General features: G+C 38.1%; 9 protein-coding genes. 3 read left to right on the top strand and 6 right to left on the bottom strand.

Translation table 11 applies throughout. The annotated features are described in order from the left end of the window. The 3 genes from A194_RS20925 to A194_RS0102005 all read left to right on the top strand — a co-directional run. Positions 1-330: S8 family serine peptidase (locus tag A194_RS20925; RefSeq protein WP_272942205.1), on the top strand; the 330-nt coding region annotated here is incomplete at its 5' end. Between the two features lie 23 nt (positions 331-353). Continuing rightward, positions 354-785, top strand: coding sequence for a S8 family serine peptidase (locus A194_RS20920; RefSeq protein WP_050980472.1), 432 nt, complete (start codon positions 354-356; stop codon positions 783-785). A 768-nt stretch (positions 786-1553) separates the two neighbouring features. Beyond that, on the top strand, positions 1554-2678 hold the full coding sequence (locus A194_RS0102005) for a S8 family peptidase (protein WP_017185212.1): 1125 nt from the start codon (positions 1554-1556) through the stop codon (positions 2676-2678). 37 nt (positions 2679-2715) lie between these two features. Here the strand turns inward: A194_RS0102005 and A194_RS0102000 are convergent, their stop codons facing one another. From A194_RS0102000 to desA, 6 genes are all read right to left on the bottom strand, one after another. After that, positions 2716-4152, bottom strand: a complete 1437-nt coding sequence (locus tag A194_RS0102000; RefSeq protein WP_017185211.1) for an amidase — start codon at positions 4150-4152, stop codon at positions 2716-2718. A gap of 14 nt (positions 4153-4166) precedes the next feature. Continuing rightward, entirely contained in the window at positions 4167-4295 is a 129-nt protein-coding gene (locus A194_RS20915) for a hypothetical protein (RefSeq protein WP_017185210.1), read from the bottom strand. Between the two features lie 13 nt (positions 4296-4308). After that, positions 4309-5346, bottom strand: a complete 1038-nt coding sequence (locus A194_RS0101990; protein WP_017185209.1) for a DmpA family aminopeptidase — start codon at positions 5344-5346, stop codon at positions 4309-4311. After that, on the bottom strand, positions 5343-5945 hold the full coding sequence (locus tag A194_RS0101985; protein ID WP_017185208.1) for a response regulator transcription factor: 603 nt from the start codon (positions 5943-5945) through the stop codon (positions 5343-5345). Before A194_RS0101985 ends, A194_RS0101990 begins: the two co-directional genes overlap by 4 nt. Next, positions 5942-7078 (bottom strand): sensor histidine kinase, encoded by a 1137-nt coding sequence (locus A194_RS0101980; RefSeq protein ID WP_017185207.1) that lies wholly within the window; start codon positions 7076-7078, stop codon positions 5942-5944. The genes A194_RS0101985 and A194_RS0101980 overlap by 4 nt, the downstream gene beginning before the upstream one ends. Before the next feature lie 131 nt (positions 7079-7209). Then, positions 7210-8229, bottom strand: coding sequence for a Delta(5) desaturase DesA (desA, locus tag A194_RS0101975; protein ID WP_017185206.1), 1020 nt, complete (start codon positions 8227-8229; stop codon positions 7210-7212). Positions 8230-8420 lie beyond the last annotated feature (191 nt).

Below are 8420 nucleotides of genomic sequence, written 5' to 3'. Positions count from 1 at the left end.
CTGAGACAAACTGGTGAAGGAGTCAGTGTAGCAGTCTTAGATACAGGTGTTGATCGTAGTCATGAAGATTTAAACGTGGCTGGTGGTTATTCTGTTTTTGATGATTCAGAAAATGGCGACCCATATTATGACGCTAATGGCCACGGTACACACGTAGCAGGAACGGTAGCAGCAGTAAACAATGACCTTGGCGTTGTTGGTGTTGCACCAGAAGCCGACGTATATGCTGTAAAAGTATTGGACAACGATGGTGGTGGTTCTTACGCTGGCATTGCTGAAGGTATTGAATGGGCAATCCAAAATGATATGGACATTATTAATATGAGCTAGGTGGTTCTCAAAGCTCTAATATTTTGGAAGATTATACTGATCTAGCTTATGATGAAGGGAGCTTAGTCGTAGCAGCAGCAGGTAACGAGGGTAGTGGATTTGGTTTCTTTGATACAGTCGGTTACCCAGCCAACTATGACTCAGCTATGGCAGTCGCTGCGGTGGATCTGAATAATAACCGTGCTTCTTTCTCAAGTACAGGAAATGCCGTTGAAATTGCAGCACCAGGTGTTGATGTACTAAGTACCGTCCCTGGAGATGGGTATGATCGTTTTAATGGAACATCAATGGCAGCTCCTCACGTCGCAGGTGTTGCAGCTCAAGTTTGGCAAGCTAAACCAGAGCTATCTAACGAGGAATTACGTTCACTTCTTAATAACACGGCATTAGAATTAGGTCCTTCCTATGAGTATGGCCATGGCCTTGTGCAATCGTTAGATGCTATTCAAGAGTAATTTTGATTAACCCTCCCCCACCTACCTGTTATAAGGGTAGTTTTTTCTTCATAAATCGTACTAGATAGATATTTTGCCTGAATATGAAAAATTTTACAATCCATCTACTATTTGCACTATATTTTGCTCTACAAACCTTTTAGTCTGTCTATTTTATTCAATAAATTTAGCAAATCGTTACGTTTTAACTATATTAATTATTTTGGATTTTTTTAATTGAGTTACATATGACCTAAAAAGCAGGTCAATACTTGTCACTCTTTATTAAGTCTTAATTTAGGTTAACTGCCATAGCGACTAAGTAAGGAACTCCTTTTCATGCCACAAAAATAATCATTTAATTGTCGTAAGTTTTCAGTCTTTCAAGAAAAGTCATAGGTTAATAGTTGTGAGTATGTCAATTAAACCGACCACCACCCTTCGACATTTCATCCTTTTTATCTATTAACGTCAAGTATTTAATTGTGCTAATATTTAGATGATTTCGAGTTAGGAGGTGCAAGAAGTAGAGTTTTAAGGTTAATTTAACCTGTAAAGCCTTTCAATGAATTACTTTTCTCCTTATCGCTCCATATAACACCCAAAACATAACCGATCCACTATATTCCTTGCTTTACAGAGTAAACAACGCTTAAAGGAGGTTTTAAGGGAGGTTTATACCATTCAACAATATCTCAACCTGATTCATTTATGCTGAGGTTGTGCTTCACCTAACTAGCACGTTAATACCCACACATATTTATAAATCTTTTATTTAGGAGTGTTTAAATGAAAAAGTTTTTAATTGCGTTTTTGACTGTTGCCATTTTATTTGCACTACAGACTACGGTATCTGCTAATAGCGATGATCTAAAGGAAGATTACTTAATAATGTTTGATGGCCCAGCAGAAAAAGGGATCCTACAGTCTTTTGATATTGCGGAAGATGATATTCTTTTCAAGTCAGAGATCTTGCCTGTTTATCATGTTGAAATAACAGAACAACAAGCCAAACTAGTCGATAACCACCCGCAAATTAAGCATGTAGAGGAAAATGCTAAAGCTGAGGCTTACTACCAAGATGTACCTTATGGTATCGAATCTGTTCAAGCAAATGATGTTCACTCATTTGGGTATTATGGTCAAGGCGTTGACATTGCGATTTTGGATACTGGAATTGATGCTAGTCACGAGGACTTAAATGTTTCTGGTGGACACTCTGTCTTCAATAACTGGCCAGAAAGTGATCCATATTATGACGGAAGTGGGCACGGTACACATGTCGCTGGTACAGTTGCTGCTTTAGATAACAACCTTGGGGTTCTAGGTGTTGCACCACAAGCTAATCTTTATGCGGTTAAAGTATTGGATAGTAGTGGTGGCGGTTCATACTCTGGTATTGCTCAAGGGATTGAATGGTCTATTTTAAATAACATGGATGTCATCAATATGTCTTTAGGTGGACCAACTCATTCATCAATCTTACAGGCATATAGTGATTACGCGTATAACCAAGGTATTTTAGTTGTAGCTGCTGCGGGTAATAGCGGTAACGCTTGGGGTTCTGGCAATAACGTAGGATACCCTGCCCAATATGATTCAGTTATGGCAGTTGCAGCTGTAGATCAAAATGAAAATCGCGCTTCATTCTCAAGTACTGGACCTGCCGTCGAAATTTCAGCGCCTGGTGTTGACATTTTAAGCACATACCCTAACAACAACTACTCATCTTTAAACGGTACTTCAATGGCATCACCTCACGTTGCTGGTGTTGCTGCACTAGTATGGCACTACAACCCTCACTACTCAAACACTCAACTAAGAAACGCGCTCAATCAATCAGCTAAATATTTAGGTAACAGCAACCATTACGGTAATGGTTTAATTCAAGCATACGACGCGATGGTCCATTAAAATATATGAAGGATGCCGCATCAATGGCGGCATCCTTTTATTTGGCATTCTGCATTAACCTCTCATCTAACTTCTCATATTTGTAAAACCACGGGTTAGCATGTTCAATTTGACTCGCAAGTTGAAAGAGTAGATAATCCTCACCCACATTAGCTTTAAACTGCATCCCGATTGGTACATTGTCATCAGTCCAATAGCCAGGCACACTCATAGCAGGTTGCCCTGTTGCATTAGCGATTGGCGTAAAACTGCAATAGTTAACCATATTATTCGTTAAAGCTTCAATCGATTCTTGTTTTAACTCCCCTGTCTTAACGGGAACTCTATTTAGTACGGGTGTAAGAAGAAGGTCGTACTGTGCATACAGTGACAAAAAGTTCTTCGATTCAAGTTGTAACATGACACGCGCTTCTTCATAGTCAAAAGCAGTCATCTGTTTTCCTGCTTTATAAATCTCGTAAGATAAAGCTTCTAAGTTACCCATTGATGGTTCTTGTCCTGTCATTTTACCTAAATGATCTATTGCAACAGCGCCTGAACCTGCCCATATTTTAATGAAGTTTTCTGTATAAGAATTAAAATTCATTGGAACTGTTACTTCTTCAACTTCATGTCCTAAATCAGAAAGTAATCTAACCATCTGATCAAAGGCTTTTTCCGTTTCGTCATCGATGGTTACTTGTCCATTCCAATTAGGAGTTACACCGATTCTTAACGCTTTAGGCTCCTCTTGTGTTGAGGTTAAAAACGTCTTTCTCGTGTCGTAAGTCGGGTAAAGCTCTAAATCTGTCCCACCCTTAATAACATCTAATAAAGCTGCACTATCACGAACAGATCGTGTGACAGCATGATTAACAGATATTTGATTAATATATGGTGATATCGGTATTTGCCCTCGTGATGGTTTAAAGCCAAATAAGCCACAAGTTGATGCTGGCATTCTTATTGAACCTCCACCATCATTAGCATGGGCAAAAGGGACCATCCCTGCTGCAACCGCAGCTGCCGAACCACCACTCGACCCACCTGGTGAACGAGTTAAATCCCAAGGGTTGTTAGCAGCGCCATGCAATTCAGGTTCAGTAATAGGCAAAAAGCCAAACTCAGGTGTATTCGTTTTTCCAAGAAAGTTCAAGCCCGCTTCACGGTATCTTTGAACAAAGACGTCATCTTCTTTAGCAACAAAACCTTCTTGAAGCTTTGATCCATTCGTGAAAGGTTCATTAGCAATGGGATTAAGGTCTTTAATTAACAAAGGAAGACCGGCTAATGGATGATCGACCTTTTGCTTTTCATTAGATTGCGAGATAGCTTGGTCAAACATCGGGTGAACAACAGCATTGAGCATTGGATTTAACATCTTTATTCGTTCTATGTAATAGTTTGTCACTTCACCAACTGATACTTCACCTCGATTAATTAGATCTTTTTGTGCTAAAGCATCGAGTTTATTTAATTCGTTCAAATCACTCATATATACACCTCACCTCAAAAAATGCTACGTACTAGTGCTATGATTAACCTTGGAAGAATTAACAACACATCAATGGATGTGAAGAAAAATTCCGCAAACCTGGACCTTGTTTTCTTCTCTTTACTTTTAAATTTCATCTCCATCCAATGTCCCTCCTTAAATGAACTCCTCTATATAGTTAGATAACGAATGGAGCGTTAATTCCTTCCGTCCAGTTACTGTCTCGGCCATAACCATTGAATTTAAGATCGCTTCTTCAGTTGCATCAGTGACTGCTTGAAAAGCTTGGTCCAAATCATTCTCGTGAACAACTGTCATTTGGGTTATATGAGATGAATGTGGTACACGATTAGCTGTTGAGTAACCTATAGCGACGTCACCACTTCCATTCCCCATAAATGAGCCTGTCCTACTTAAGCCATTACCTGTTCGCTTAACTATTCTTTTTAATTGCTGAGAAGTAACAGGTAAATCCGTTGCTACAATCATCATGATTGACCCTTTATCAGTTTCATCAGCATCACTGTTAAGCCGATCTCTTAATTGCACCCCTACTTGATTACCATTTAATCGAAACTCTTCTAACTTCCCAAAATTCGATAAAACTAAGACCCCAATCGTGTAATCACCATGTTCATATGTAAGCTTACGAGAGGATGTACCAATTCCACCTTTCAATCCGAAACATATCATACCACGACCTGCACCGACACTACCTTCGATCACATCTTCTTGGGCAATTTGTAGCGCCTTCAACGCATCTTCCTCTGATAGTTGAAGGCTTCGAATGTTATTTAATACCATGTCGTTACACTCGCCAACAACTGGGTTCACTGTACCTGTTGAATTTCCAATCGTTTCATCTTGGTCTAACATATAACGCACAAGTGCTGTCGTACATGTCCCTACACTTAACGTGTTCGTTAGTAAAATTGGCGTCTCTAACGTACCTAATTCATTCAGTTGTACAAGGCCTGTCGTCTTTCCAAAACCGTTAAAAACATGGCTTGTTGCGATCAGTTTGTTTTGAAACAAGTTATCATTAGCTGGAATTATTGCTGTTACACCTGTTTGAACTTCACCAGAACTAATCGTTTCATGGCCAACTTTCACGCCTGCTACATCTGTAATTTCATTTCGTTTGCCAGTTGGAAGTGTTCCAATCGTAATGCCGTACTCTCGGATTCTTTTCATGATGATAACCAGCCTTTTTCTTTCAACTTTGAAATAGCCTCGATCCGGTTACTTACTTCAAGCTTATCAAAAATAATCGATATATAATTTCGAACAGTACCATGCGTTAAATATAAATCTTGGGCAATTTCTTTAGTGCTTTTACCTTCTGCTATTAACTTTACTACTTGTACTTCTCTGTCAGTGAGCGGATTCACTTGTTCATACGCTATTTCGATTAGCTCTGGAGCGTACACTTTTCGCCCGTTCATAATCGTTCTAATCGAACTTGCTAACTCCTCACTCGGACCATCTTTCAACAAGTACCCTGAAACACTTGCTTTACGCGCCCTTTCAAAGTAACCAGCTCTGGCGAAAGTCGTTAATATAATGACTTTGCAGTTTTCCTCAATTAATTCTTCTGCAGCATCAAGACCCGTTTTCACAGGCATTTCAATGTCCATAATACAAATATCTGGCTTAAGTTCTTTAACCATTTGCACTGCTTCTTCACCATTTTGCGCTTTTCCTACAACTTCCATATCAATTTCTAAATCTAACAACGACCCTAATGCACCAAGGAGCATTCCTTGGTCTTCAGCTAATACAATTCGGATCATCTAACCACCTCAGTATCATCCTGTTTAACTGCTTTCGGAATCAAAATTTTTAACAAAGTGCCTTGTTTTCCGTCAACTTCAAGCACTCCATTTACAAACTCTAAACGCTCACGCATCCCGCGAATACCACTATTAGATGACTCTAACACTTCATCAGGAATGCCCACCCCATTATCTTCAATTACTATTTCTAGCTGTTCTTCTTTTTCAGCAATATTAATTTCGCAATAAGTTGCCTGACTATGTTTCACTACATTAGTTACCGCTTCTTTCAAGCACATGCTTGCCACATCTTCTATTAATAATGGGGTATCTTTCAAACTTTGGTCACCTTCTATTTTGTACTCAATCTCTGCTGCATCTAACAATTGTTTAACGTGTTCGATTTCTTCCTCCAGCTTAATACCCCTCATATCACTCACCATGTCTCGCACTTCTTTTAAAGCCGTTCTAGCCGTTTGGTTAATATCTTGCATCTCCCCAATCGCTTTATCTTGATCCACCGTGACCAACTTTCCGGCTAGGTCACTTTTCAGACCTATTAGTGATAGCTTTTGTCCTAATGTGTCATGTAGATCACGGGCAATTCGTTGCCTTTCTTCAAAAACGATCAACTGAGAAATCTTTTGATTAGCATCTTCCAGTTCACCTTCCAACTTCTCACGTTTAATTCGGTTGTATGTATTAAAAGGAAGTAGTACAACTCCGATCACTGTAATAATGATAAACGGTAATTGGGTAAAGAACAGCTCAGTTTGAGTGAAGAAGCTTCCGTAAACAGCTGCTAATGTCGTTACTAAGTGAATGATATATAACGTTAAGAATCCCGCTTTCTGTTGAATGTTCCCGATGAAATACGCTAAAAACAACGAAACGTAAACATAACCGTAAAACAACGTCATTCCTACACTAATAACGATTTTAATTGAAACCCATACATATACTGGCCAACCATCAGATAAAAATGATAGTCGATATGCCAAAAAGAAAGTTAAAACTGATACGATTCCTAAAATGATTTCTACTAATGAATTTGATCTAAAAATAAAGAAAAACGGTAAAAAACTAAAAATTACCCATACGTATATGTTTAAACTTAAATTGCGCGGTATAATATTGAACCAATTTTGCATCTACTAGGTCACCTGCTTCATTCTTCTTTATTTCATCATACCATTTTGTACCATTGATTTCTGCCTATAATACTGGCTGAATTATATTATGTAAAAATAACCACCCCAATAAAGCTCAGGGTGGTTATTCATTAGTAATTTACTGTTTGATTTTGGCGCATTATTTGCTTAATCTCCTTAAAACTTACGAACGTTTTCTTACGTTCATCATATAGTCTAAACTTAATTGACTTCAAGCTTGAACGTAACGTAATCGTTGTTGCCTGTTGTAACGGAGGTGTTTGTTCATGCACTGTTTCTAAGTGATAATTAGGTACTTTTGGGCTTAAATGGTGAACGTGATGATATCCAATATTGCCAGTTAACCATTGTAATACGCGTGGTAACTTATAATAAGAACTTCCATCAATGGCTGCTTTTACGTAATCCCATTCTGATTCATCCTCAAAATAAGAATCCTCGAACTGATGTTGAACGTAGAACAACCAAATACCTGCCATGCCAGCAACAAACATAATCGTAAATTGAATAACGAAGAAAGCATAAAATCCAATTAACCATATTAACAATAATGAAACACCTAGGATCGACACATTTGTTAAATATGTGTTTCGTCTTTCTGCTTTTTTGGCATCTTTACGATTCATACGATTCGTAATCAACAACATATAAATTGGACCTAACCCGAACATGACAATTGGGTTTCGATATAAACGGTATTGCAATCTCTGTAAAGCTGATGAATTTAAATACTCATCCACTGTCATAATCCATACATCACCAGTGCCACGTTTGTTTAGATTACTACTCGTAGCGTGGTGAATCGCATGTTCTCTCTTCCACTTTGAATATGGAAACATCGTCAATATACCGGTCACTGTTCCAACAAAGTTGTTTAATTTACGGTTTTTGAAGAAAGATCCATGACAGCAATCATGAAATATAATAAAAACACGTACTAAAAATCCAGCTGCAATAATAGCAATCGGAATCGTGATCCAAACTGAAATTGATAAACTTAAGTATGCTAATACCCACAATGCAAAGAAAGGTGGTAATGTGTTAATCATCTGCTTTGAACTTGCTTTGTCGTCTGCATCCTCAAAAGGACGAATTTTCTTTCTTAGCTCTGATAATTTTGCATTTGCCATAACTTCACCTCGTCGCTAATCTTTATTCTTATAATACGCTTTACCTCCTTTCATTAAACAGTCATGAACGTCAGGACTTTAATATGACATTTGTCACATAGCTTGTTTCACTAATTAGCCATACATTTTTCTTAAAAGCGTCAAAATCGTGTTGATTTTTTTGACAAATTGCGTGTTAAAGTTGAATTATA

This window comes from Alkalibacillus haloalkaliphilus C5, from assembly GCF_000269905.1.
GTDB classification, from domain to species: domain Bacteria; phylum Bacillota; class Bacilli; order Bacillales; family Alkalibacillaceae; genus Alkalibacillus; species Alkalibacillus haloalkaliphilus_A.
This window is presented reverse-complemented; position numbering and strand designations above follow the sequence as displayed.

What these genes read in the sequence shown, in the direction of transcription:
- A194_RS0102005 (WP_017185212.1), top strand. Translation starts at nt 1,554, where the DNA reads ATGAAAAAGTTTTTAATTGCGTTTTTGACTGTTGCCATTTTATTTGCA.
- A194_RS0102000 (WP_017185211.1), bottom strand. Translation starts at nt 4,152, where the DNA reads ATGAGTGATTTGAACGAATTAAATAAACTCGATGCTTTAGCACAAAAA.
- A194_RS0101985 (WP_017185208.1), bottom strand. Translation starts at nt 5,945, where the DNA reads ATGATCCGAATTGTATTAGCTGAAGACCAAGGAATGCTCCTTGGTGCA.
- A194_RS0101990 (WP_017185209.1), bottom strand. Translation starts at nt 5,346, where the DNA reads ATGAAAAGAATCCGAGAGTACGGCATTACGATTGGAACACTTCCAACT.
- A194_RS0101980 (WP_017185207.1), bottom strand. Translation starts at nt 7,078, where the DNA reads ATGCAAAATTGGTTCAATATTATACCGCGCAATTTAAGTTTAAACATA.
- A194_RS20915 (WP_017185210.1), bottom strand. Translation starts at nt 4,295, where the DNA reads ATGGAGATGAAATTTAAAAGTAAAGAGAAGAAAACAAGGTCCAGGTTT.
- desA (WP_017185206.1), bottom strand. Translation starts at nt 8,229, where the DNA reads ATGGCAAATGCAAAATTATCAGAGCTAAGAAAGAAAATTCGTCCTTTT.